This window comes from Caballeronia sp. 11_S32 (assembly GCF_056930355.1).
The window spans coordinates 881,671-905,581 of sequence record NZ_JBXOWH010000003.1; the positions used below are offsets into that span (position 1 = coordinate 881,671).

Below are 23,911 nucleotides of genomic sequence, written 5' to 3' on the forward strand. Positions count from 1 at the left end.
ACCATGCCTCTTCCGCTTCTCGCGCTGGCGATCAGCGCCTTTGCCATCGGCACGACGGAGTTCGTGATCATGGGCTTGCTGCCCAACGTCGCGCGCGATCTTTCCGTGTCGATCCCGTCGGCGGGTCTCCTCGTCACCGGCTACGCGCTCGGCGTCGCGGTCGGCGCGCCGCTGCTCGCCGTGCTGACGAGCAAGCTGCCGCGCAAGCTCGCGCTGCAATTGCTGATGCTCGTGTTCATCGTCGGCAACGTGCTGTGCGCGGTCGCGCCGGGCTACGGCCTGCTGATGATCGCGCGCGTCGTGACCTCGTTCGCGCACGGCTCGTTCTTCGGCATCGGCGCAGTGGTGGCCGCGTCGCTCGTGCCGGCGGAAAAGCGCGCGAGCGCCATTGCGCTGATGTTCACCGGCCTCACGCTCGCGAACGTGCTGGGCGTGCCGTTCGGCACCTTCATCGGCCAGGAGCTCGGCTGGCGCGCGACGTTCTGGATCGTCGCGGGTCTAGGCGTGCTCTCCGCGCTCGGCGTGACGGCGCTCGTGCCGAATCGTCACGATGTCGCGCAAAGCCGCCTCGGCCAGGAAGTGCGCGTGCTGCGCGACGGCCAGGTCTGGCTCGCGCTCACGATGACCGTGCTGGGCTTCGGCGGCGTGTTCGTCGTGTTCACGTACATCGCGCCGATTCTCGAACAGGTGGGCGGTTTCTCGCCGCGCGCGGTCACGCTGATTCTGGTGCTGTTCGGCATCGGCCTCACGATCGGCAATACGATTGGCGGCAAGCTCGCCGACCGCGCGCTGATGCCGTCGCTGATGGGCATTCTGTTCGCGCTCGCGATTGTCATGGCGGTGTTCGCGAAGACGAGCCACAGTCAGACCGGTGCGATCGTCACGATTTTCGTGTGGGGCATCGCGGCGTTCGCGACGGTGCCGCCGTTGCAGACGCGCGTCGTCGAGAAGGCGAAAGATGCGCCGAATCTCGCGTCGACGCTGAATATCGGGGCGTTCAACGTCGGCAATGCGGGCGGCGCGTGGCTCGGCGGCGCGGTGCTGACGCACGGGCACGGGCTCGACGCGCTGCCGTGGGCCGCCGCCGCGGTGGCGCTCGCCGCGCTGGCCGTGACGTGGTTCGCCGCGCGACTGGACGCGCCGCGGGTTACATCGGAAGTAAATGCGGCCGACGCTTGCTGAGCGCTTATCATGTTGGCTCAACGTAATCCGAGGCAACATGATCGATCATCTCATCTGCGATTGCGACGGCGTGCTCGTCGACAGCGAAGTCATCGCGGATCGCGTCATGCTGGACGTTCTCTCAGAGACGTTTCCCGGCATCGACTTCAAACCGGCCGTCAAGACGGCTTTCGGACAGCAGACCTCGCGCTTTCTGGCCCATCTGGAGACGAAGTTCGGCATTCTGATGCCGCCGAACTTCGTCGATACGATCGAGGCGCGCGTCTCGGTGGAGCTCGCGCGCTCGGTCGGACCGATCGCCGGCGTGCGCGCCGCGCTGGAAGGTTGCGGCCTGCCTGTCGCGGTGGTGTCGAACAGCCGCATGGAGCGCGTGCGTGCGTCGGTGCGGCGCGCTGGGCTCGACGAGATCGTCGGCGCGCGCGTGTTCAGCGCGCAGCAGGTTGAGCGGCCGAAGCCTTATCCGGACGTCTATCTGCTTGCGGCGCGCACGCTGGAAATCGATCCGGCGCGTTGCCTCGTCGTGGAAGACAGCGTCGCCGGGCTCACGGCGGCGCGCGCGGCGGGGATGAAGACCATCGCGTTCGTCGGGGCGAGCCATATTCCGTCCGGCTACGCGCAGGTGCTACGCGAAACCGGCATCACCCGGATCATGGAGCACATGGACGAATTGCCCGCGCTCGTCGCTGCCGGCGTGCGCGGGGATTTCGGCGACGTGCTGTCCTGAAGGCGCTTCCGGTTTAGGCCGCTTCCTCGACGGCTTCGCGCGCGGCTGCCAGCGCCGCGCGGAATTCGACCAGTTCCGCGATGGTGAGCATCGGCAGCTCGTGTTCCTTCGCGAAGCGCTCGACCTGCGCGCCGCGGGTCATCGTGCCGTCGGCGTTCATCAGTTCGCACAACACGCCCGCCGGCCTGAGGCCCGCGAGAATCGCCAGATCGACCGTGCCTTCGGTGTGGCCGCGCCGCGCGAGCACGCCGCCCGGCATCGCGCGCAGCGGGAACACGTGGCCGGGCCGCACGATGTCGCCCGGCTTCGCATGATCGGCGATGGCCGCGCGGATCGTCGTCACGCGATCGGCGGCCGACACGCCCGTGGTCACGCCTTCCCGCGCCTCGATCGACACCGTGAACGCCGTGCCGTAGCGGCTGCCGTTCGCGGCGGCCATCGGCGGGAGTTCGAGCGCGCGCACTTTTTCGTCCGGCAGGCACAGGCACACGATGCCGCTGCATTCGCGGATCAAAAGCGCCATCGTGGCGTCGGTGAGCTTTTCGGCGGCGACAATCAGATCGGCTTCGTTTTCGCGATCGTCGTCGTCCTGCAGAACGACGGGGCGGCCTGCGCGCATGGCGTCGAGCGCGGCGGCGATGCGCGGGGGAATTTCGAACGAAGCGAGTTGCGGAAGATCGGCAGTGGCGTCATCGGCGATGACGGCGGGTGCGGCGAACGACAGGCTGCTGGTGAACTGAATCTGGGACATGTGAAACGCTCTCGCGGAAAAATTGGGCGAAAAACGTTTCAGGGCATTGCAAACAGACAGAACGGCACCCCGCGGCGACGCGCCGGAAGGCGCGGCGTCGTCCGGTTCGGCGCGATGCGTGAATCGCCAAGGGGAACGGACATGACCATCTGCACATCTTCTCTCATCCGGACTGTGACCGTCGGCTCTGGCTTCTCACCAGATCTGCTGACCCCGCGCATGAATTGATCGCGCGGGCGCTCGCGGGCTCGTGGTCCGGCCTCGAAGCCTCGCCACATACCGCCGGTGGGGAATTACACCCCGCCCTGAAGACGTACTGAACGCCGGCAAGCTCGAAAGCTCGACGGCTTTTTTAGGATACCGCACGCGATCGTTTTTTGCACTGCCGCAAGCGTCGCGGCTTTTCCAGAAAGCGACATGGGCGGTCCGCACGTTCCTAGCTGTCCGCCCAGGCTTTTGCCGCGTCGATCGCGCGCCGCCATCCGGCGAGACACGATTCGATCTCGGGCGCGGGCATCGATGGCGTGAAACGCCGTTCGAGTTGCCATTGCGCCTTGAGCTCGCCGACATCCTTCCAGTAGCCGACTGCGAGCCCCGCCAGATAGGCCGCGCCTAGCGCCGTCGTTTCCGCGATGCGCGGGCGCGCGACATCGACGCCGAGTATGTCCGCCTGGAACTGCATCAGGAGATCATTCGCGCAGGCGCCGCCATCCACCCGCAATTCGCCTATGCGCATGCCCAAATCCGCTTCCATTGCCTTCAGCACATCGAGCGATTGATACGCGATGGAGTCGAGCGCCGCGCGCGCGATATGCCCCGACGTCGTGCCGCGCGTCACGCCGAAGAGCGTGCCGCGTGCGCGCGCGTTCCAGTGCGGCGCGCCGAGACCGGCGAATGCCGGCACGAGATAGACGCCGTCGCTGTGCGGCACGCCGCGCGCGAGCGTTTCGACCTCGCTCGCGCGGTGGATGAGCCCGAGCCCGTCGCGCAGCCATTGCACGACCGCGCCCGCGATGAAGATGCTGCCTTCGAGCGCGTAATTGACCTGATCGCCGATTTGCCAGGCGATCGTCGTCACGAGGTTGTTGCGCGATTCGATAGGTTTGCCGCCCGTGTTCATGACGAGAAAACAGCCGGTGCCGTAGGTGTTCTTCACCATGCCGGAGTCCGTGCACATCTGTCCGAAGAGCGCGGCGTGCTGATCGCCGGCGAGCGATGCGAGCGGGATGTCCGCGGCGAACACGGTGCCTTGCGTCGTGCCGTACACCTCCGACGACGTGCGCACTTCTGGCAGCATGCTGCGTGGAATGTCGAGCGCGTCGAGCAACTCGTCGTCCCAGCGCCGCTCGTGGATGTTGAAGAGCATTGTGCGCGAGGCGTTCGTGATGTCGGTGACATGCATGCCGTGCCGCGTGAAGTTCCACATGAGCCAGCTGTCGACGGTGCCGAACGCGAGCCGTCCTTGCTTGGCCTTGCCGCGCGCGCCTTCGACGTTATCGAGGATCCAGCGGATTTTCGTCGCGGAAAAATACGCGTCGATGGGCAGGCCGGTTTTCGCGCGCACCATCGATTCGAGTCCGCGCGATTTCAGTTCGTCGCAAAACGCAGCGGTGCGGCGGTCCTGCCAGACGATCGCGTTATAGACCGGTTTGCCCGTCTCGCGGTCCCAGACGATCGTGGTTTCGCGCTGATTCGTGATGCCGACCGCCGCGATCGACGAGGCGCTCGCGCCTGCGCGCGTGACCGCTTCCGCGGCGACGCCTGCCTGCGTCGACCAGATCTCCTGCGGATCGTGCTCGACCCAGCCCGCTTCCGGATAAATCTGCTGGAACTCCTTCTGCGCCACGGACACGACGTTGCCTTTCCTGTCGAAAAGCATGGCGCGCGAGCTGGTGGTGCCCTGGTCGAGCGCGAGAACGTACTGATCCTGCATGGTCTTCTCCGGGTCTGGGCGGACGTAGATGTCCGCCGATGTTCGTTCGGGCAAATCTATCGGACCGCGCTGCTGCGGACAACTCGGCCGAACGGCATAAGCCGATTAACACCTTTTGCGTCGAGTGCAAATCGCCTATGCCATTCGGCCGAGTGGCGCGGCCGTTGCGTTCGTCCGATACTGGCGGCACGAATTCGAACGAGGGGACTGCGATGCGAATCCTGATGGCTTCAGGCGTGCTGGGAGCGGCGATTCTGGCGGGCTGCGTGGGCACGCCGAACCTGGATGGCACGAGGGGCGCGCCATCGTTCAGTGCGCTGCAAGAGATGTGTGGAACGTCCCCGGTCGATTACGGCGCGGATGCGCAATCGGTCTACTCGGCCTTTTTCGACGCCTATGTGGCCCAGCGGCGCGGCGGGCTGTCGAAGGAGCGCTTCTGCGCGTTCCAGGCGGCGATCGCCGAGCGCTATCGCGCCTATCGCGCGAACCCCAGCCCCGAAGCGCAAAGCGCATGGGCGAATTTCTTCCTGGATCAGCGAGCGCAGGCGCTGAGCTGGCGCGCAGCGGTCGATCCGACGCTGCGCGCCGGATGAAGCGGCTTGATCAGAGATGCGAAGGAGGGTGAGACGGACGCGGCCGCAGGCCGCGCCCTGAGTCCTGCCGGGCGCTACGAGTAACGCTTGAAAGCCTTGACGGTGGAATCACCGGTGGCGGTGAGGCGCCATTGCTGGCGTCCTGATGCGAGATTTTCTAGTTGAACGAGCTGGCGTTCGAGCAGGGCGTCGAGCTCCTCGCGTTCCATGTCGACCTGATTGGGCGCTTCCTGAACCAATAGCAGCGTGGCAAATTCGTGCGGACTCAGCATTGTGTTCTCCATGACGACCGAACGGCATAAGCAGCCGGCTTTGTAAGCCGGATCTTTTTGCATCGAAACGTTGTGCGGGGAAAACTGAAAAGCCGGGCAAGCGCGTTGATTTTGTGCTGCGGTTGCCGGGAATTGGGATTGTAGGCAAGCGTCTGACAAGTGCCAAATTCGAAACGAAAATTTTGCCTTTGACTTTTTGCCACGGTGGAGGCGGTCCATCGCGGCCGGAAATTCGAAGAATCGACTTGAGCTTCGTGCCGCAGTGCACACAAGCATGGCGCATCGCTGAAACGCTTTGAGCATCACGAACGGCGCGGGCGATCCATGCGCACCATTCATTAATTTATACGATAAATGAATTTGTTTTGGATTAAGCGGACAATGCAATATTCGTCTTTTGCCCGGCCCGCTTTCAAAATCGCCCGGGTGGTTCTGCCCGCTGGTATTTCGGACTTCATTCAATGACTCGCTTCAACTGGCAAAACCCCTATCCCACGCCGCGCCTGCCGGTGTTCGCCCGCAACATCGTTTCGACCTCACATCCACTCGCCGCGCAAGCGGGCCTGCGCATGCTCTGGAAAGGCGGCAATGCCGTAGATGCAGCCATTGCCGCCGCAGCGGCCATCACCGTGGTCGAGCCGGTGTCGTGCGGCCTGGGCGGCGACGCCTTCGCGCTCGTCTGGGACGGCAAGAAGCTTCACGGTTTGAACGCGTCGGGCGTGTCGCCCGCGGCCTGGAACGTCGATTATTTCCGCCGCAAATACGGCGAGGAAAACGGCCTCGCGCGCCAGCCCAAGCGCGGCTGGGATGCGGTGACCGTGCCGGGCGTCATCGCGGGATGGGAGGCGCTGCACACGAAGTTCGGCTCGCTGCCGTTCGCGGACCTGATGGAGCCGGCCATCGAGATCGCCGAGCGCGGTCACGCGGTGGCGAGCATCGTCGCGTACAAGTGGGCGGCGGCGGTGCCCGAGCTGAAGGATCAGCCGGGTTTCGCGGATGTCTTCATGCCGCACGGCCGCGCTCCTGAAGTAAGCGAGCTCGTGCGCTTTCCGGGCCACGCGAAGACGCTGCGGCTGCTCGCGCAGCACGGTCCGCGCGCCTTCTACGAAGGCGAGATCGCGGAGCGCATTGCCGCGTTCGCGCGAGAGGGCGGCGCCGCGTTGACCATGAACGACCTGCGCGGCTATCGCGCGGACTGGGTCGAGCCCATCAGCAAGGACTATCGCGGCTACACGGTGCACGAAATTCCGCCGAACGGGCAGGGTATCGCCGCGCTGATCGCGCTCGGCATTCTCGACAAGTTCGATGTCAGCGCGCTGTCGGTGGACCGCATCGAGTCCCAGCACTTGCAGATCGAGGCGATGAAGCTCGCCTTCGCGGACGTCTATCGCTACGTCGCCGATCCTCGCTCCATGGAAGTGACGCCCGAGCAGATGCTCGACGACGCCTATTTGACGGAGCGCGCGAAACTCATCAATCCCGCCAAGGCCACGCACTTCGATTTCGGCATGCCGAAGGCGGGCGGCACCATCTACATGTCCGTGGCCGACGAGCGCGGCATGATGGTGAGCTTCATCCAGTCGAACTACATGGGCTTCGGCTCGGGCGTGGTCGTGCCGGAAACGGGCATCGCGTTGCAGAACCGTGGCTGCGGCTTCTCGATGGACCCGAAGTCCGCGAACGTGGTCGAGGGCGGCAAGCGTCCGTTCCATACGATCATTCCGGCGTTCCTGACGCAAGAAGTCGACGGCGCCCGCGAAGCCGTGATGAGCTTCGGCGTGATGGGCGGCGACATGCAGCCGCAAGGCCATCTGCAATCGATCGTGCGCATGCTCGACTACGGCCAGCAGCCGCAGGCCGCGTGCGACGCGCCGCGCTGGAAGGTGAACCGCGACTTCACGATCGACATCGAAGCCACGCTTGATCTCGACACCGCGCGTGGGCTCGAAGGGCTCGGCCACACGATCAAGTCCATCGACGATCCGTACATGGACTTCGGCTCCGGCCAGTACATCTGGAAGCTGGATCGCAACGATCCCGAGCGTGGCTACGTCGCGGCCAGCGACAGCCGCCGCGACGGACTCGCTGCCGGGTTCTAACTCCACCGTCGGAGGCCGTGTCATGTGACCGGTCTCCATCCAACGAGACATAGCGTCCATTCGCCGCTCACGGGCAGCGAAGGGGACCGCGCGCGCCCGCGTCGGGCGACAAGAGAGGGGACATCATGAACGAACAGGTGTATGAAGCGCCGAATGCTCGAGGCGCCTCGGCGGCGAATAGCGAAACGTTCACACAGAAAGCGCCGCCGTCGAAGGCGATGATTCGGCGCATCGTGTTTTCATCGTCGGTCGGCAACGCGCTCGAGTGGTTCGACTTTCTCGTCTACGGCTACTTCGCGACGGTCATTGCGAAGGCGTTCTTTCCGTCGAACGACGAGTGGCTCTCGACCATGCTGGCCATCGGCACGTTCGGCATTTCGTTCCTGATGCGCCCACTCGGCGCGATCGTGCTCGGCGTCTACGGCGACCGCAAAGGCCGTAAAGCCGCGCTCACGCTCGCCATTTTGCTGATGATGGTCGGCACCCTGACGATGGCGGTGATGCCGTCGTATCAGCACATCGGCGTCGCGGCACCGCTGTTGATCCTGCTCGCGCGTCTCGTGCAAGGCTTCGCGGTCGGCGGGGAATTCGGCAGCGCGACCGCGTTCATGGTCGAGCACAGCGAGGCGCGGCGCGGCTATTACGCAAGCTGGCAGTTCGCGAGTCAGGGCCTTGCCGCGATCATGGCTGCGTCGTTCGGCTCGGTTCTGAGCGCGTGGCTGCCGCAGCCGCAACTCGAAAGCTGGGGCTGGCGCATTCCCTTCGTTTTCGGGCTGCTCGTCGGGCCGGTCGGCTACTACATTCGCTCGCATCTGGACGAAACGCCGGAATTTCTCGCGACGCGTCCCGCGAAAATGACGAGCTCGCCGGGCGTCTCGTTCTCGAATCAGTGGCTGAATCTGTTGCTCTCCGTCGGCATCGTCGCGCAATCGACAGTCGGCGTGTATGTCCTGCAGCTTTACATGCCGATGTATGCCGTGAAGCAACTGCACCTGCCGGCCACGGCGTCGTTCGCCGTCGTGGTGCTCAACGGCGGACTACAGTTCATTTTCTCCCCGCTGATGGGCGCGCTGTCCGACCGGCTCGGACGCATCCGCATCATGCTCGGCACATCGATCTTCATGGGCGTGACGATTTATCCGATGTTTGCGTGGCTGCAGGCGCATCCGACGGTCGCGTCGCTCGTGGTGCTGCAAGCGGTCGCCGGCATTCTCAAGGCAGCGTATTCCGGCCCGATGCCCGCGCTCATGTCTGAAATCTTTCCGACGCGTGTTCGTTCCACGGGCCTCTCGATCGGCTATGCGCTCGGCGTCACGCTGTTCGGCGGATTCGCGCCGACGATCGTCGAAGCGTTCATTCACGCCACCGGCGACAAGCTCGCGCCGAGTTACTACGTGCTGTTCGCCGCGGTATTGTCGGGCGTGTCGCTCGCGATCGTCGCTTGGCGCATGCGCACGGCGCGGCGCGCGAGCTGACGCCACACGGCTGGTATCCCTCATTCGAATCAAACGAGGCGGCTTCGGCCGCCTTCGTGCTTTTGCGCTCTTCAAACTTCCCGTCGATGCATAACCGGCATGTTTCATGCTGCGCTGCATCGATAGCCCTCGCTCCGAGTCGTAAGAATTTGCCATGGAAGGAACCGGCACGCCGCGCGCGAGTCTGTCCCCATGCCTGCAAACTCGTTGCAGGGCGGCTAAGATGGAAAAAACAAGCCGTCAAGACTTGAAGTTGAGGACGCTGCGACCGAACCGTTCACGGCGTCGCCTGACCTCGGCCGTCTCTTGTTGGCCGATGGCGCGTTCAGTTCAGCCTGGGAGCGCGATATATGCACACAGAAAGTAGCCACGTGATGCCGTGGCGCATTGAAGACATCGATCTCGCACGAATCGATCGTCAGAAGGCGGTATCCAACGAACATCTTCTCTTGTTGCTGTGCGCCTGCTCATTTATCGAGAGCGGCACCGATCTCTACACGAGCAATCTCAGCAAGTATTTTCACGACGACCCCGAGATCTCGGCGTGGCTCAACAATGAATGGGAGCCCGAAGAGATGCAGCACGGCCGGGCACTCAAGACATATATCAATCACGTGTGGCCCGAGTTCGACTGGGACACGGCGTTCAGGAATTTCTTCGACGAATACTCGCTCACCTGCTCTTATGAGGAATTCGAGAAGAAGCGCGCGCTCGAAATGGTGGCGCGGTGTGTCGTCGAGACGGGAACGGCCACGCTCTATCGCGCGATTGGCGAATGCTCGGATGAACCGGTGCTCAAGGAAATCACCGATAACATCCGCACCGACGAAGTGCGGCACTACAAGCACTTTTTCCATTTCTTCAAGAAGTGGAACAAGATCGAAGGCAATGGCCGCATGGCCGTGCTCGGCGCCCTCGTGCGGCGCGTGATGGAACTGAAAAGCGAGGATTCCGAGATCGCACTGCGGCATGTCTTCGCCATTCGTTATCCTGAGCGTGCGCAGGACGCGGAGTACAACCGCGAGCTTTCGGCGCGCGTGAACGCGCTCGTGCGGCGCAATCTGTCGGCGGATCAGGCCATCAAGATGCTGCTCAAGCCGCTCGACTTGCCCGCGCGCATTCAGCCCGGCGTGCATTATCCGCTCTCGAAGATGACGCAACTGTTCTTCCGATAAACCTTGCTCGACGCGATGCTGGCCCAAAACCGGCATCTTCCTATGACCGATTCCAACGCGACAGAACCGCTTTCATCGCACTCCGTCTTCGACGAATGGCCGCCCGAGTTGCGCGCGCTTTTCGACGGCACGCTCGCCATTGCGGATCGCGGTTTCACCGCATCGCTGTGCGCGGCCGATCACGCGCATCGGGTGCGCACAGCGCTTTTGAGCGCAGGCGAACTGCTCGCCTCCGATGCGCGCACGCTCGCATTCGCGCTGTGGCCATCGTCGCGGACCGCGCAGGCCGTTGCCGCCACCGGACGCGCAACGCTCGCCTTCGTGTTCGATGAGGCGTTCTATCAGGTGCATTTCGATGCGCGCCGCGTGCCGCTCAACGACGTGCCGCTCGCGTGCTTTGTCGGCACGATCGAGAGCGGAGAAATTCAGCGGGTGGGATATGCGCGACTCACGAGCGGAATCGCGTTCGAATTGACTGAAGCGCAACCGGCGCTCGCGCGCTGGCGCGAGCAGCTCGAATGGCTGAAGCGGGCGGCGAGCGCCGCCGCCTGAAGCATCGACGCGGTGCGTTCGCGCCGCATCGAATCACATCGAATGGCTCAACGGCCGCGATCGCCCGAGCGCAACGCGTCGCGCCGGCCGCCCAGCAGGGCGCCGGGATTGGCCGCCGGCTTACGCGCATTGGCGACATGGCCCGCCTGCGCCGGTTCCGCGCGCCGTGGCGCCGAGCCCGCGCCCACGTTCGGCTTGTTCTGATTGCGCGGCTCGCGTGAAGGCTGCGCGCCGGACTTGCCGCTATTGCTTCCGTTCGACGGCCGTGCGCCGCGTGCCTCGCCATTCGGACGGCCGCCGTCGCGGCGCGGCTCGCCATTGCCATTGCCATTGCGCCGCGTTTCGCCGTTGCGTCGCGCTTCGCCGTTCGCACGCGCTTCCGCATTCGGGCGCGCCTCGCCGTTGCGCTGACCTTGACGCCCTTGGCCGCCTTGACCCTGACCGCGCCCCTGGCTGCGACGCTGGATCGGCTCCGGCTTCGCGTTCGGATCCGGCTCGAAGCCGGCGATCACTTCGCGCGGAATCGGCCGCTTGATGAGGCGTTCGATGTCCTTCAGCAATTGATGCTCGTCCACGCACACGAGCGACACCGCTTCGCCTTCCGCGCCCGCGCGCCCCGTACGGCCGATCCGATGCACATAGTCTTCCGGCACGTTCGGCAGATCGAAGTTGACGACATGCGGCAGTTGATCGATGTCGATGCCGCGCGCGGCGATATCGGTCGCGACCAGCACCTGCAGCGTCTCGGCCTTGAACTCGGCGAGCGCGCGCGTGCGCGCCGACTGGCTCTTGTTGCCGTGGATCGCGAGCGCGCTGATGCCGTCCTTCGTCAATTGCTCGGCGAGGCGGTTCGCGCCATGCTTCGTGCGCGTGAAGACGAGCACCTGGAACCAGTTGTTGCCGCGGATGAGATGCGTGAGCAACTCACGCTTGCGCTCGCGATCGACCGGATGGATTTTCTGGTCGACCGTCTCCGCCGTGGTATTGCGGCGCGCGACTTCGATGAGCGCGGGCGAATCGAGCAGGCTGTCGGCGAGCGCCTTGATCTCGTCGGAGAAAGTGGCCGAGAACAGCAGGTTCTGGCGCTTCGCGGGCAGGCGCGCGAGCACGCGTTTGATGTCGTGGATGAAGCCCATGTCGAGCATGCGATCGGCTTCGTCGAGCACGAGAATTTCGAGCTGCGAAACGTCGATCGTCTTTTGTTGCATATGATCGAGCAGACGTCCGGGCGTTGCCACGACGATATCCACGCCACGGCGCAGCGCGTCGATCTGCGGATTGATGCCGACGCCGCCGAACATCACCGTCGACTTGAGCTTCAGGTATTTGCCGTACGCGCGCACGCTTTCCTCGACTTGCGCCGCGAGCTCGCGCGTCGGCGTGAGGATCAGCGCGCGCACCGGGCGCTTCGCGCCGCCCGTGGCGGGCGCGAGTTGCGACAGGCGTTGGAGGATCGGCAGCGTGAAGCCGGCGGTCTTGCCCGTGCCGGTCTGCGCGCCCGCGAGCAGATCGCCGCCTTTCAGAACGGCGGGAATCGCCTGAAGCTGGATCGGGGTGGGACTGGAATAGCCGAGTTCGTTGACGGCGCGAAGCAAAGGTTCAGACAGACCAAGTGAATCAAAAGACATAAATTGGTGTTCGTTATGTCGAACGGTGCGCATGCGAATCGAGGCTGCGGCGAATCATGGTTCGGCCGGCAGAGCGCATGTGCGACGCTCGGGAATGAATCGGGCGGCGGGCCAGTCGGCGATCAGCGATCGCCCGGCGTTGCCGCGAGGTTCGACGTGCTATCAAGACACGTCATCTGGCGCTAAGTTGCATCGATGACACTGCGACGCGAGCGGCGCCCGTTTCTGTCCGGCGCTCACGCGACATAGCGCGCGACGCTCACGAACTGGCACAGGCTGCCTGCGAGCACGAACAGATGCCAGATTCCGTGTCCGTGCCGGATGCGCTCGTCGTTGATGAAAAAATAAATGCCGGCGCTGTAAATCACGCCGCCCGCCACCAGCCACGCGGTCCCCGCGGGCGGCAGCGCCGTCACGAGCGGATGAATGGCAACGAGCGCGAGCCATCCCATCAGCACGTACAGCATCATCGATACGCTGCGGGTTCGGCGCCCGAGCGTGAGCTCCTGCGTGATGCCGAGCACGGCAAGCCCCCAGCTCACACCGAAGAGCGACCAGCCCCAGGGACCACGCAAGGTCACTAGTGTATACGGCGTGTAGCTGCCGGCGATCAACAAGTAGATGGCCGAGTGATCGCACTTCTGCAGCACCGCTTTCATGCGCGGCGTACGCGCGCAGTGATACAGCGTGGAGATGATGTAGAGCACGCAGAGCATTGCGCCATACACCGAAAAGCTGACGACCTTGTACGCGTCGCCATCGAGCGCGCCCATGATCACGAGCGCGGTCAGTCCCGCCACCGAGAGCAGCGCGCCGATCAAATGGCTGATGCTGTTGAAACGCTCACCTGCATGCATGACACCCCATCCGCAAAAACGAATGCGCAAAAAAGCGAAGGGCGCGGCCCCAACTACGAAGGCTGCGCCCCAGAGCGTATTGTACGCTGTCGATGCGATGAACGTCGGCGGTGGCCGGTGGACCTCAGTCGAGCGGCGCCGAACGCAGGTTGCTCACCTGCTGCGGCGACACCGGCGTGCCATGGTTGCCCCACGACATCCGGATGTACGTCACGACCGCGGCGACATCCGTATCCGACAGCGACTGCGCGAAAGGCGGCATGCCGTGCGGCATGGGGTTGCCTTCCGTACTCGGCGGATAACCGCCGTTCAGCGTCATGCGGATCGGATTGACGGCCGATTGCATCTGGATCGACTGATTGTTCGCGAGCGGCGGGTAAGCAGGCGGCTTGCCGAGACCGTTCTCCGCGTGGCACTTCGCGCAGTTCTCGGTGTACACCTTCTTGCCCAGCGTGAGCAGTTCACCGCCGAACTTGTCGGAGGTCTCGAGCTGCATGACTTCCGGCGCTTCCTTCTTCTGCGGGATCGACTTGAGATACGTCGACATCGCGTTGATGTCCGCGTCGGTCATGTATTGCAGGCTGTTGTGAACGACTTCGGCCATCGGGCCGAACACCGCGCCGCGCTGCGACACGCCGGTCTTGAGCAGATCGTTGATGTCCTTGATGTCCCAGTCGCCGAGGCCCGCTTCCTTGTTCGACGTGAGCGACGGCGCATACCAGTTCTGCAGCGGGATCAGGCCGCCGGCGAAGGCCGCCGAGTTGACCGGGCCGCCCATCGCGTTGATCGACGTGTGGCACATGCCGCAGTGGCCGAGGCCTTCCACGAGATACGCGCCGCGGTTCCATTCGACCGACTTGGTCGGATCCGGCTTGTACTCGCCTTCGCTGAAGAACAGCGTGCGCCAGCCGATCAGCAGGTTGCGGTTGTTGAACGGGAAGCGCAGTTCATGCGGACGGCTCGGCTCGGAAACCGGCGGGACCGAGCGCAGGTAGGCGTAGATCGCGTCGGAGTCGGCGCGCGTGACCTTCGTGTAGCTCGTGAACGGGAAGCCCGGATACAGCAGCGAACCGTCCTTCGAGCGGCCGGTGTGCATCGCGCGATAGAAGTCGTCGGAGGTCCACTTGCCGATGCCGTATTGATCGTCCGGCGTGATATTCGGCGTGAACATGGTGCCGAACGGCGTGGCCATCGGCAGGCCGCCCGCGAACTGCTTGCCGCCGCGCACCGTGTGGCAGGCGATACAGTCGCCGGCGCGCGCGAGGTATTCACCTTGCTTGATGAGCGCGGCTTTGTCGGCCGGCGTCGCCGCGATGGCGCCGCCCGAATGCAGATTGTCGCCGCCCGACCAGAGGACGGCGCCGGCTGCGACGGCTGCCACCACGACAGCCGAGGAAAGTGCGAACAGGGACTTGCGTTTCATTATGTTGTCGCTCCAGACGCCTTATTGCGGTTCGCTGCCGCACTTGAGCGGCATCTTCAACGAGCCAGCGGGCGCGGGCACCGGGTTGGCGGGTGCTTGTTGCGTGGACAGCCAGGCGGCGACGGCGGTCACGTCGTCGTCCGTCAGGCGCGAGGCGATCTGCTGCATGCAGTCGGGCGCCTTCGCGTGACGCGTGCCCGACTTCCATGCGCCGACTTGCGCGCTGATGTAGTCCGAATGCAGGCCGACGAGACCCGGGATGGCCGGCTGCATGCCGGTCAGGCCCTTGCCGTGGCAGGCCGCGCACGCGGGAATGTTCTTCGAGCTATCGCCGTTCAGCACGATCTGCTGGCCGCGCGCGAGCGCCGTGGCCGAGACGTTCGACTTGGCCGGCTGCGGATACGGCGGACGCTGGTTCGAGAAGTACGTCGCGATCTGATGAAGGTAATCGTCCGAGAGATACGTGACGAGGTAGTTCATCGGCGGGTACTTGCGCCGGCCTTCGCGGAAGTTCTGGAGCTGGTTGTACAGATAGTCGGCAGGTTTGCCGGCAAGACGCGGGAAGTAGTCGTTGTCCGTGCCTTCACCGTGAACGCCGTGGCACGCCGTGCAGCCTTGCACGCGGGCGGCCATCGTGTCCGGTGCGATTGGCTGGTTTTGCGCCTGCGCGGCGGAGCTGAAAACGCCAGCGCTGCCTACCAGAGCCGAGGCAAAAGCCATAGCGAGCAGCGGACGAAAAATGCGTCTTGAAAACACGCGACACTCCATGAAATTCGGGGACCTGCCGAGCTTCGTGCGGCTCGGTGCGAAGGTGGCGAACCACGGCCACGCAGGGGGCGGTGGGTGGCGGACCACGGCCACAGCGGCTCGACGAGCCTCTGATGCGACGCGGCATTCTATCATCGATGCATGATGATGACTATTTGACACAATCTCGCTCTAAGTCCCACTGCAGCGCATTCGCGACAATATGCCGCGCGGCTATTGACCGCCCGCGACGAACCTCGGAGGCAGGCGCGCTTCATTGCGTTTCGACAAATATTCGACCTGAATGAGCACCGCCATCCCGATGTGCTTCATGCAGTTTCGGAAGCGTCCGGCAAAAATTCAAGGCGTTTCGCGCGCGTTCGATGTTGTGCTGCACCGTGGACGTTCGTTTAGACTCCGCAAATTCTCTTCGATGACCTCCGCTTCGGCGACCGGCATTCACGCCGCGACCCGTTCCGCATGATGAACGACGATCCTCTCTGGTTGGCTCAAACCGCGTTCGCGGCGCTCGCCGACATCGCCTTTGCAACTGCGCTCGGCGCGTTGCTCCTGAACGCGTGGCTGTCCCGCGAACAGGCGTTCGCTCCGGTCTCGCCCGCGCAGCGCGGCTGGCGGCGCGCGGCGCGAGGCGGCCTGGCCGCCGCGGCCGCTCTGGTGCTGTGCAACTTCGTCTCGCTGTGGCTGCAGTCGGCGGCGATGAGCGGTGCGCCGCTCGCCGAGGCGGGCGCGTCGCTGTGGCTCGTCGCGACGGGCACGCATGCGGGCATCGGCTGGTCCGTCGCGCTGGCGGGTAGCGTGCTGTTGTCGTTCGCGGCGGCGGGCGGCGGTTCGCTATCGGCTTCGCGGATCGGATGGGTGGGACTCGCCGCGCTGATCGTCGCGGCGGGCAAGTCGGCGATCGGCCATGCCGCAGATGCGGGCGCGTTCTCCGTTGCCGAAGCGGTCCAGACGCTTCATCTGCTCGCAACGGGCGTGTGGGGCGGCATCGTGATCGCGGGGGCGTTCGTGCTGCCGGCGCTCGATACGTCGGTGGCGCGCGCGTTCCTGATCCGCACGGTCGCGCGGATGTCGCGCGCGGCGGCGATCGCCGTGGCATTCGTCGTCCTGACGGGCGTCTTCAATGCGTGGCGGGGCGTTGGTGGCTCGCCCTCGGTGCTGATCGCGAGCACCTGGGGTCACGCGCTGATCGTGAAAATCGTGCTGATCGCGGCGGCGCTCGCGTTCGGCGCGCTCAATCGCTGGTCCGCGCTGCCGCGCCTGCAACGCTCGGCATCGACGATGGACGCGCACACGGTCATCAACGTGATGCGGATCGAGGCGGTGATGATGGCGGGTGTTTTCGTGGCAGCGGCGTTGCTGTCGCACAGCGTGCCGGGCTCGGCGCTTATGAATTGATGCGTGCGCCGCCGGGCTGATCTGGACGGCGAAACAAGTTGCGAGCGCGCCTATTCGTATCCGAGTCGGTGACTGACGATCGGCGCGCAAAAAAGCGCCACCGCGCAACCGATGATCTTGCCCTGCAACTCGACGAACGCCGTATGCGAATCGGCGATGAAGATCACTTCGAGCAATTGCGGCAGGCAGAACACGACCGCCGCGCCGATGAACCAGCGCGTCACCGCCGAGATGCGCCAGCCGTGCTGAGCGCCGACGCCGGCGGCCACCACGCGCGCAACGCCCAGCGCGACGAGCGAGCCGACCGCAAGCTGCGCTCGGACGTATTCATCGGGGAGGGTGTGCCACATGATCGTTCTCGCTTTTGTCGGTGACTATTGGCAAGCATATGCGCAAGAAGCTCGCCAGTATGTACGAGAAAACGCAGATCGTGGGCGCAGACATCGAGGGGCGCGCCCGGCGCCCCTTCAGCACGCTCAGAATGTGTGCTCGGGACCGGGGAAGCTGCCTTCCTTCACTGCGCGCACATACGCTTCGACGGCCGCGAAGATGCTCGGCTGGCCCTGCATGAAATCCTTGACGAACCGCGGCCGCTTGCCGTGGAAGATGCCGAGCATGTCGTGCAGCACGAGCACTTGCCCGGAACAGTCGATGCCCGCGCCGATGCCGATGGTCGGAATCGCGAGCGCTTGCGTGACTTCGCGTGCGAGCAATGTCGGCACGGCTTCGATCACGAGCAGTTGCGCGCCCGCTTCCTGCAGCGCGATGGCGTCGCGCTTCATCTGCTCGGCGGCCGCTTCGGACTTGCCCTGCACCTTGAAGCCGCCGAACGCATGCACCGATTGCGGCGTGAGCCCCACGTGGCCGCACACCGGAATCGAGCGCTCGACCAGAAAGCGCACCGTTTCCGCGAGCCATTCGCCGCCTTCGATCTTCACCATCTGCGCGCCCGCGCGCATCAGCGCAACGGCGTTCGCATAGGCGTCTTCCTTCGAGCCGATGGTGCCGAACGGCATGTCCGCGACGATGAGCGCGCTCCGGTTGCCGCGCGCGACCGACGCCGTGTGATACGCGATGTCGTGGATCGTGACGGGCAGCGTCGTGCCATGACCTTGCAGCACGTTGCCGAGCGAGTCGCCGATCAGCATGACATCGACGCCCGCGCGCTCGAGCAGCGCGGCGAAGCTCGCGTCGTAGCATGTGAGCATCACGATGCGTTCGCCTGCCTCGCGCATGGCCTGGAGCTTGGGGACGGTGATCGTCGAGCGATTCGTTTCCTGCAGATACGTCATGATCGTTTCACTAGAGAGAGTAGCCGGGAGACGAGATCAGACCGATACGCCTTTGACAAAGAATTCCTTGCGTCCGCGCATGGTCTCGATGCGCTCGACCAGGAGCGCGAGATCTTCATCCGATGCAAGCGGGTTCAGGTGCTCGGCGTTCACCGTGAGCAACGGCGTTGCGTCGTAGTGGTAGAAGAACTCGTTATAAGCATCGCAGAGCGCGCGCAGATACGAATCCGAAATCTGCAATTCCATGGGCAGCGCGCGTTTCTGAATGCGCGAGAACAGCACTTCCGGGCTCGCCTGCAGATAGATGACGAGATCGGGCGCGGGCCCGCTCGAACGAATGTGCGAGGCGACGTCCCTGTACAACTGGAACTCGTCGTCCGGCAGCGTGAGGCGCGCGAAAAGCTCGCTCTTTTGCGTGAGGAAGTCCGTCATCAACGTGGCGCCGCTCGTGACGATATCGGCGGCTTCCTTCGTCTGCGATGCGCGCTGCAACGCGAAGCACAACTGCGTGGCGAGCGCGTGACGCGTGGTGTCGCGATAAAAGCGCTCGAGAAACGGATTGTCCTGCGCTCGCTCGAAGAGCGTGCGCATCGACCAGCGTTCGGCGAGCAGCGTCGCGAGCGTGGTCTTGCCGACGCCGATCGGCCCTTCGATGGCGATATAGCGGTGCGGCGGCCGCAACTGCGGCGCGGTGACGGTGAGTGGCGGAACGCTCATCGGCAGTCTGTCTTGTTGGATGGGGCGGAAGTCGGGTTCGCGTCGGCGTTCGTGTCGCGCGCCTGCGTACCGACCATGCACTGGCACGTGGCAACCTTCTCGATGCGCTGATCGGCAACGCCTGCGATGAAGGCATCCGCGCGGCCGCGTTGCGGAAGGATGAGATCGGGCTCGAGCTCGACGAGCGGCACGAGCACGAAGGCGCGCTCGGTCATGCGCGGATGCGGCACGACGAGATCCGCTTCGTCGATGCTCGATGCGCCGTACAGCAGGATATCGAGATCGAGTGTGCGCGGCGCGTTGCGATAGGGCCGCTCGCGCCCGAACTGCAACTCGATGTGATGACACAGGCGCAGCAAAGATCGCGCGGGCAGGCTCGTCTCGAGCTTGACGACGCAATTGAAGTAATCGTCGCCCGATGCATCGATCGGCGCGGTGCGATAGAGGCTCGATTTCGCGAGCACGGTGATCGTGTGCTGCTGGGCGAGACACACGACTGCGTCTTTCAGGGTCTGGCGCGCATCGCCGAGATTCGCTCCCAGGCCCAGATAAGCAATCGTCATGGCAGAAGTCCTACGCGTGGGTCACAGCGAAAAGCGGGAAAGCGAAATTGCTCTTCGCTACTGTAACCAAAACCGGCGTTATTCGTTGTCGGCGCCTTCGCGCTTGTTCGCCGCACTGGATACCGAGTCGCCTTCGTCTGCTTGCGCGGTCTGCTCCGCCGGCTCGCCCGAGCGGCGCTTCGCATTGCTGCGACGGCGCCGCTTCTTTGGCGCGCTGCGGTCCTTGCCGCCTTGCGACAACATCGCTTCGCGCGCGGCGTGATCGCCGTCGATGAAATCGCCCCACCATTGACCGATGGCCGCATCGAGCTCGCCCGATTCGCAACGCAGTAGCAGGAAATCATACCCCGCTCTGAATCTTTGGTGTTCCAGCAGCTTCAGCGCGCTGCGGCCACGCTTTTCCAGCCGATGCTGAAGACCCCAGATCTCGCGCATATCCGACGAGTAGCGCTTGTGGATCGCGAGCTTTTCGGTCTGCATGTCGAGCACGTCATCCATCGCGCGATGCAGCGCGGGCACCGGATACTCGCCGTTCGCCGTGAATTGCTGCCAGCGCGTCTGCACGTCGTGCCACAGCAGCGTGGCGAACAGGAAGCCCGGCGATACCGGCTTGTTCGCGCGCACGCGTTCATCGGTGCTGGTGAGCGCGAGCGTGACGAACTTCTCGCCGTGCGGCTGCTCGAGCACGACATCGAGCAAGGGCAGCACGCCGTGATGCAGACCTTCCTGACGCAGACGCGTGAGGCACGCGAGCGCGTGGCCGGAGAGCAAAAGCTTCAGCATCTCGTCGAAGAGACGCGCGGCCGGCACGTTGTTCATCAGGTCGGCGAGATCCTGGATCGGCGCGCGCGTGGCCTCGTCGATCTCGAAGCCGAGCTTCGCCGCGAAGCGCACGACACGCAGCATGCGCACAGGATCTTCGCGATAGCGCGTGGCGGGGTCGCCGATCATGCGCAAGAGGCGCGCGCGGATGTCGGCCATGCCGTCGTGATAGTCCAGCACGGTTTGCGTGGCCGGATCGTAGTACATCGCGTTGATGGTGAAATCGCGGCGCGTGGCGTCTTCGTGCTGTTCGCCCCACACGTTGTCGCGCAGGACGCGTCCGCTCGCGTCGACGGCATGCGTGCGGCCGTCGAGCTCGCCGCGCTTGAGCCGTCGCGGCGGTTCAGCCGACGGTTCCGGAGGGACATCCATCAGCGCGCGGAACGTGGAAGTCTCGATGATCTCCTGCCCGAACTGCACGTGCACGATCTGAAAGCGCCGCCCGATGATGCGCGCGCGGCGAAAGAGCTTCTGCACCTGGTCGGGCGTGGCGTCGGTGGCGACATCGAAATCCTTCGGCGCGACGCCGAGCAGGAGATCGCGCACGGCGCCGCCGACGATGAACGCGCGGTGCCCGGCCTGCTGCAGCCCTTCGGTCACGCGAATCGCGTTCTTCGAGATCAGCGACGGATCGATGCCATGAATGTCCGACGACAGGATGACCGGCACGTTCGGGTCGCGCCTCACGGGCGCGGCGGCTTTCTTGCGCGGGCTTTTGCGGGCGGGTTTGGCTTCGGAGGAAGCAGTCGGATCGTCGTTGGCCGCGCCTTCGATCGAATCGGCGCTGTCTTGCCCGAACAGCTTGCGGATGAGTTTTTTAATCACGTGTGTCGAAGAGATTCAGGATGCGCCAGCCTTTGGCTCGCGCATGCGCGCGCAGGGTGTCGTCGGGATTGGTCGCGACGGGATCGGTGACGCGCTCGAGCAGCGGAATGTCGTTGTGCGAGTCGCTGTAGAAATAGCTGTGCTTGAAGTCGCCGAGCTTCTTGCCGAGCGTTGCGAGCCATGCTTCGACGCGCACGATCTTGCCTTCGCGATAGCTCGGCGTGCCGCTCGGCCGGCCGGTGAGCGCGCCTTGCGGATGATCGTCGACGGTTTCCACTTCGCACGCGATCAGGGTCTCGATGCCGAAGGCTTCCGCGATCGGCGCGGTGATGAACGCGTTCGTCGCGGTGACGAGGCAGCAGAGATCGCCGTTGTCCTGATGCTCGCGCACGAGCGTGACGGCAGCCGGGACGATGCGCGGATTGATCACCTCGCGCATGAACTGCGCGTGCCAGTCGGTGAGCTGCTCGCGCGAGTATTTCGCGAGCGGCGCGAGCATCGCGTGCAGGTACGCGTTGATGTCGAGCACGCCCGCCTTGTAATCGGCGTAGAAGGCGTCGTTCTGACGCGCGAAGGATTCCCCCTCGACAATGCCGAGTTTCACCATGAAGCGGCCCCATTCGTGGTCGCTGTCGGTGGGAATGAGCGTGTGATCGAGATCAAAGAGGGCGAGGTTCATGGGTGCGCATTTTACTTGAAGCGGGTCGGAGCGTTGTCCGGCGTGGCCGGGCTGGAATCGGGGCCGAGCGGATCGCCGAGCAGATCGGTCGGTGCATCGGTGGCTGCATCGGTCGGTGCATCGCTTGCGAGCTCCTGGGAGGTCACGGGAACGAGCGGCGTCGCGCGGCCGGTCTGCTGCAGCATCGCGCGCAGGAGCGGGCGCGTCACGGCGCGCTTTTGCTCGAGCGAGAAGCGGTCTAGCTCGTCGAGCAGGGCCATCAGGCTCGGCATGTCGCGGCGGAAATGCGTGAGCAGATAGCCCGGCACGTCTTCGGCGAGCACGATGCCGCGCTCGCGCGCCGCGTGCTTCAGCACCGACGCCTTCGCGTCGTCCGAAAGCGGCTGCAGATGAAACACGAGACCCCAGCCGAGCCGGGTGCGCAGGTCCTCGCGCACGGTCAGCGCGAGCGGCGCGTCGTTGCCGGTCGCGACGAGCGCGCTCGCCGGATACGCGCGGACTTCGTTGAAGAGGTTGAAAAGCGCGATCTGCTGCGCCGGCGACAGGCGGTCGCAATCGTCGACGGCGTAGAGCGTCACGCGCGGATCGAAGCCGAACGCGTTGAGCGCGCTTTGCGGGCTCAGATAGCGCGCGTGGCCGTTCGCCTCGTGCGTGAGCGCCTGCAGCAAGTGGCTGCGGCCGCTGCCCGGCTCGCCCCACACGTAGAACGTGCGGTCCGCGACCGGCCCGGCCGCGAGCGCGCCTTCGAGCTCGCGCAGGCGCGCGACCAGTTCATGATTGCCGGCGGCAAAAAAATTGTCGAAGGTGGCGGGCGGCGGCGTGCCCAGATCGAGCGTCAGTTGGCGTTGCACGGGAGATCGATGTCGTCGGGGCTTCGAGCCGGGTAATATCTTGAAAATGAACGGACCAGCCGGGCCGTGGCGCGCGAAGCTGCCTTTGGCCGCTCCTTGCCCTCGTCGCGCGGGCGGCCGCTCGATCCGTCTTTATCCTGAAAAGGGCGCCTTCGCGGTGTTTCCCGCGCGCGGGAAATCCGGTTGGCCGGTCATCATCGGGTAAAATCGCATTTTACCGACCTTCGAGCACTCCCCTCCATGAATCAACCGAAATCCGCCTCTGACGCCCAAGGTTTGTCGTATCGCGACGCGGGCGTGGACATCGACGCGGGCGACGCGCTCGTCGATCGCATCAAGCCGTTTGCCAAGAAGACGTTGCGCGACGGCGTGCTGGGCGGCATCGGCGGATTCGGCGCGCTCTTCGAGGTGCCGAAGAAGTACAAGGAACCGGTGCTCGTGTCGGGCACGGACGGCGTCGGCACGAAGCTGCGTCTGGCGTTCACGCTGAACCGGCATGACACCGTCGGCCAGGATCTCGTCGCGATGAGCGTGAACGATATCCTCGTGCAGGGCGCCGAGCCGCTCTTCTTCCTGGATTATTTCGCGTGCGGCAAGCTGGATGTCGACACGGCGGCGGACGTCGTGAAGGGCATCGCAACGGGTTGCGAGCTGGCCGGGTGCGCGCTGATCGGCGGTGAAACGGCGGAAATGCCGGGTATGTACCCGGATGGCGAGTACGATCTTGCGGGCTTCGCGGTCGGCGCGGTGGAAAAGAGCAAGATCATCGACGGCAGCACGATCAAGCCGGGCGATGTCGTGCTCGGCCTTGCGTCGAGCGGCATTCATTCGAACGGTTATTCGCTCGTGCGCAAGATCATCGAGCGCGCGAACCCGGATCTGAACGCCGATTTCGACGGCCGCACGCTGGCGGACGCGCTGATGGCGCCCACGCGCATCTACGTGAAGTCGCTGCTCTCGGCGATGCAGAGCGTGACGGTGAAGGGCATGGCGCACATCACGGGCGGCGGTCTGGTCGAAAACATTCCGCGCGTGCTGCGCGAAGGGCTGACCGCTGAGCTGGATCATCGCGCGTGGCCGCTGCCGCCGCTTTTTGCGTGGCTGCAGAAGCACGGCGGTGTCGCGGACGCGGAGATGCACCGCGTGTTCAACTGCGGCATCGGGATGGCGGTGATCGTCGCGGCGGAAGATGCCGATGCGGCTATCGGTTTGTTGTCGGGCGCAGGCGAGCAGGTGTGGAAGATCGGCGTCGTGCGCGAGAGCAAGGAAGGCGAAGCGCAGACGGTGGTGGTCTGACATCGCCGTGTCGTAGAGCAAAAACCGTCGCCGAGTGCG

Annotated in this window: 23 protein-coding genes and 1 riboswitch; of the genes, 9 read left to right on the forward strand and 14 right to left on the reverse strand. The window is 64.6% G+C overall.

Annotated elements, in window-relative coordinates:
* Nucleotides 1–3: 3 nt before the first annotated feature.
* Together AC1Z32_RS15755 and AC1Z32_RS15760 are read left to right on the forward strand one after the other, a co-directional pair.
* A complete protein-coding gene (locus AC1Z32_RS15755; protein WP_483479512.1) occupies nucleotides 4–1,182 on the forward strand; it encodes an MFS transporter in 1,179 nt (392 codons plus the stop codon).
* A 37-nt stretch (nucleotides 1,183–1,219) separates the two neighbouring features.
* Nucleotides 1,220–1,906 carry an HAD family hydrolase gene (locus tag AC1Z32_RS15760; protein WP_483479513.1) on the forward strand — a complete coding sequence of 229 codons (687 nt, stop codon included), beginning with the start codon at nucleotides 1,220–1,222 and terminating at the stop codon, nucleotides 1,904–1,906.
* A 13-nt stretch (nucleotides 1,907–1,919) separates the two neighbouring features.
* Here the strand turns inward: AC1Z32_RS15760 and ribB are convergent, their stop codons facing one another.
* Together ribB and glpK are read right to left on the reverse strand one after the other, a co-directional pair.
* Nucleotides 1,920–2,657, reverse strand: a complete 738-nt coding sequence (gene ribB / locus AC1Z32_RS15765; protein ID WP_483479514.1) for a 3,4-dihydroxy-2-butanone-4-phosphate synthase — start codon at nucleotides 2,655–2,657, stop codon at nucleotides 1,920–1,922.
* 151 nt (nucleotides 2,658–2,808) lie between these two features.
* A riboswitch (FMN riboswitch) is annotated at nucleotides 2,809–2,974 on the reverse strand.
* Nucleotides 2,975–3,093: 119 nt separating this feature from the next.
* Nucleotides 3,094–4,590 (reverse strand): glycerol kinase GlpK, encoded by a 1,497-nt coding sequence (gene glpK / locus AC1Z32_RS15770; protein WP_483479515.1) that lies wholly within the window; start codon nucleotides 4,588–4,590, stop codon nucleotides 3,094–3,096.
* A 212-nt stretch (nucleotides 4,591–4,802) separates the two neighbouring features.
* On the opposite strand from glpK, the gene AC1Z32_RS15775 reads away from it, so the two are divergent.
* Nucleotides 4,803–5,183, forward strand: coding sequence for a hypothetical protein (locus tag AC1Z32_RS15775; RefSeq protein WP_483481646.1), 381 nt, complete (start codon nucleotides 4,803–4,805; stop codon nucleotides 5,181–5,183).
* A 74-nt stretch (nucleotides 5,184–5,257) separates the two neighbouring features.
* Here AC1Z32_RS15775 and AC1Z32_RS15780 read toward each other — a convergent pair whose 3' ends face one another.
* Nucleotides 5,258–5,455, reverse strand: coding sequence for a hypothetical protein (locus AC1Z32_RS15780; protein WP_008351420.1), 198 nt, complete (start codon nucleotides 5,453–5,455; stop codon nucleotides 5,258–5,260).
* A 461-nt stretch (nucleotides 5,456–5,916) separates the two neighbouring features.
* Here AC1Z32_RS15780 and ggt point away from each other — a divergent pair, with 461 nt between their 5' ends.
* The 4 genes from ggt (at nucleotide 5,917) to AC1Z32_RS15800 (ending at nucleotide 10,756) form a co-directional block, all read left to right on the forward strand.
* The gene (gene ggt / locus AC1Z32_RS15785; protein WP_483479516.1) at nucleotides 5,917–7,554 is read left to right on the forward strand and encodes a gamma-glutamyltransferase; all 1,638 of its coding nucleotides are present in this window, start codon (nucleotides 5,917–5,919) and stop codon (nucleotides 7,552–7,554) included.
* Nucleotides 7,555–7,679: 125 nt separating this feature from the next.
* Nucleotides 7,680–9,029: an MFS transporter gene (locus tag AC1Z32_RS15790; RefSeq protein WP_483479517.1), complete on the forward strand. Its 1,350-nt coding sequence runs from the start codon at nucleotides 7,680–7,682 to the stop codon at nucleotides 9,027–9,029.
* Nucleotides 9,030–9,379: 350 nt separating this feature from the next.
* On the forward strand, nucleotides 9,380–10,204 hold the full coding sequence (locus tag AC1Z32_RS15795) for a ferritin-like domain-containing protein (RefSeq protein ID WP_483479518.1): 825 nt from the start codon (nucleotides 9,380–9,382) through the stop codon (nucleotides 10,202–10,204).
* 42 nt (nucleotides 10,205–10,246) lie between these two features.
* The gene (locus AC1Z32_RS15800) at nucleotides 10,247–10,756 is read left to right on the forward strand and encodes a hypothetical protein (RefSeq protein ID WP_483479519.1); all 510 of its coding nucleotides are present in this window, start codon (nucleotides 10,247–10,249) and stop codon (nucleotides 10,754–10,756) included.
* A 47-nt stretch (nucleotides 10,757–10,803) separates the two neighbouring features.
* Here AC1Z32_RS15800 and AC1Z32_RS15805 read toward each other — a convergent pair whose 3' ends face one another.
* From AC1Z32_RS15805 to AC1Z32_RS15820, 4 genes are all read right to left on the reverse strand, one after another.
* The gene (locus AC1Z32_RS15805; protein ID WP_483479520.1) at nucleotides 10,804–12,384 is read right to left on the reverse strand and encodes a DEAD/DEAH box helicase; all 1,581 of its coding nucleotides are present in this window, start codon (nucleotides 12,382–12,384) and stop codon (nucleotides 10,804–10,806) included.
* 236 nt (nucleotides 12,385–12,620) lie between these two features.
* Nucleotides 12,621–13,241 carry a PAQR family membrane homeostasis protein TrhA gene (gene trhA, locus AC1Z32_RS15810; protein WP_483479521.1) on the reverse strand — a complete coding sequence of 207 codons (621 nt, stop codon included), beginning with the start codon at nucleotides 13,239–13,241 and terminating at the stop codon, nucleotides 12,621–12,623.
* A 124-nt stretch (nucleotides 13,242–13,365) separates the two neighbouring features.
* Nucleotides 13,366–14,664, reverse strand: coding sequence for a c-type cytochrome (locus AC1Z32_RS15815; protein WP_483479522.1), 1,299 nt, complete (start codon nucleotides 14,662–14,664; stop codon nucleotides 13,366–13,368).
* 21 nt (nucleotides 14,665–14,685) lie between these two features.
* Nucleotides 14,686–15,432: a c-type cytochrome gene (locus AC1Z32_RS15820; RefSeq protein ID WP_062604698.1), complete on the reverse strand. Its 747-nt coding sequence runs from the start codon at nucleotides 15,430–15,432 to the stop codon at nucleotides 14,686–14,688.
* Nucleotides 15,433–15,894: 462 nt separating this feature from the next.
* On the opposite strand from AC1Z32_RS15820, the gene AC1Z32_RS15825 reads away from it, so the two are divergent.
* Nucleotides 15,895–16,827 (forward strand): copper resistance D family protein, encoded by a 933-nt coding sequence (locus tag AC1Z32_RS15825; protein ID WP_483479523.1) that lies wholly within the window; start codon nucleotides 15,895–15,897, stop codon nucleotides 16,825–16,827.
* 50 nt (nucleotides 16,828–16,877) lie between these two features.
* On the opposite strand, the gene AC1Z32_RS15830 is transcribed toward AC1Z32_RS15825, so the two are convergent.
* From AC1Z32_RS15830 to hda, 7 genes are all read right to left on the reverse strand, one after another.
* Nucleotides 16,878–17,177: a hypothetical protein gene (locus AC1Z32_RS15830; RefSeq protein ID WP_483479524.1), complete on the reverse strand. Its 300-nt coding sequence runs from the start codon at nucleotides 17,175–17,177 to the stop codon at nucleotides 16,878–16,880.
* 126 nt (nucleotides 17,178–17,303) lie between these two features.
* The gene (panB, locus tag AC1Z32_RS15835; protein ID WP_483479525.1) at nucleotides 17,304–18,119 is read right to left on the reverse strand and encodes a 3-methyl-2-oxobutanoate hydroxymethyltransferase; all 816 of its coding nucleotides are present in this window, start codon (nucleotides 18,117–18,119) and stop codon (nucleotides 17,304–17,306) included.
* Between the two features lie 36 nt (nucleotides 18,120–18,155).
* The gene (locus AC1Z32_RS15840) at nucleotides 18,156–18,836 is read right to left on the reverse strand and encodes a deoxynucleoside kinase (protein ID WP_483479526.1); all 681 of its coding nucleotides are present in this window, start codon (nucleotides 18,834–18,836) and stop codon (nucleotides 18,156–18,158) included.
* A complete protein-coding gene (gene folK / locus AC1Z32_RS15845) occupies nucleotides 18,833–19,399 on the reverse strand; it encodes a 2-amino-4-hydroxy-6-hydroxymethyldihydropteridine diphosphokinase (protein ID WP_483479527.1) in 567 nt (188 codons plus the stop codon). The genes AC1Z32_RS15840 and folK overlap by 4 nt, the downstream gene beginning before the upstream one ends.
* A gap of 78 nt (nucleotides 19,400–19,477) precedes the next feature.
* A complete protein-coding gene (gene pcnB / locus AC1Z32_RS15850; RefSeq protein WP_483479528.1) occupies nucleotides 19,478–21,046 on the reverse strand; it encodes a polynucleotide adenylyltransferase PcnB in 1,569 nt (522 codons plus the stop codon).
* Nucleotides 21,039–21,725 carry a histidinol-phosphatase gene (locus AC1Z32_RS15855; protein ID WP_483479529.1) on the reverse strand — a complete coding sequence of 229 codons (687 nt, stop codon included), beginning with the start codon at nucleotides 21,723–21,725 and terminating at the stop codon, nucleotides 21,039–21,041. Before AC1Z32_RS15855 ends, pcnB begins: the two co-directional genes overlap by 8 nt.
* A gap of 11 nt (nucleotides 21,726–21,736) precedes the next feature.
* On the reverse strand, nucleotides 21,737–22,576 hold the full coding sequence (gene hda / locus AC1Z32_RS15860; protein WP_483479530.1) for a DnaA regulatory inactivator Hda: 840 nt from the start codon (nucleotides 22,574–22,576) through the stop codon (nucleotides 21,737–21,739).
* Between the two features lie 240 nt (nucleotides 22,577–22,816).
* Between hda and purM the strand changes: the two genes are divergently transcribed.
* Nucleotides 22,817–23,872, forward strand: coding sequence for a phosphoribosylformylglycinamidine cyclo-ligase (gene purM / locus AC1Z32_RS15865; protein WP_483479531.1), 1,056 nt, complete (start codon nucleotides 22,817–22,819; stop codon nucleotides 23,870–23,872).
* The last annotated feature ends 39 nt before the right edge of the window (nucleotides 23,873–23,911 follow it).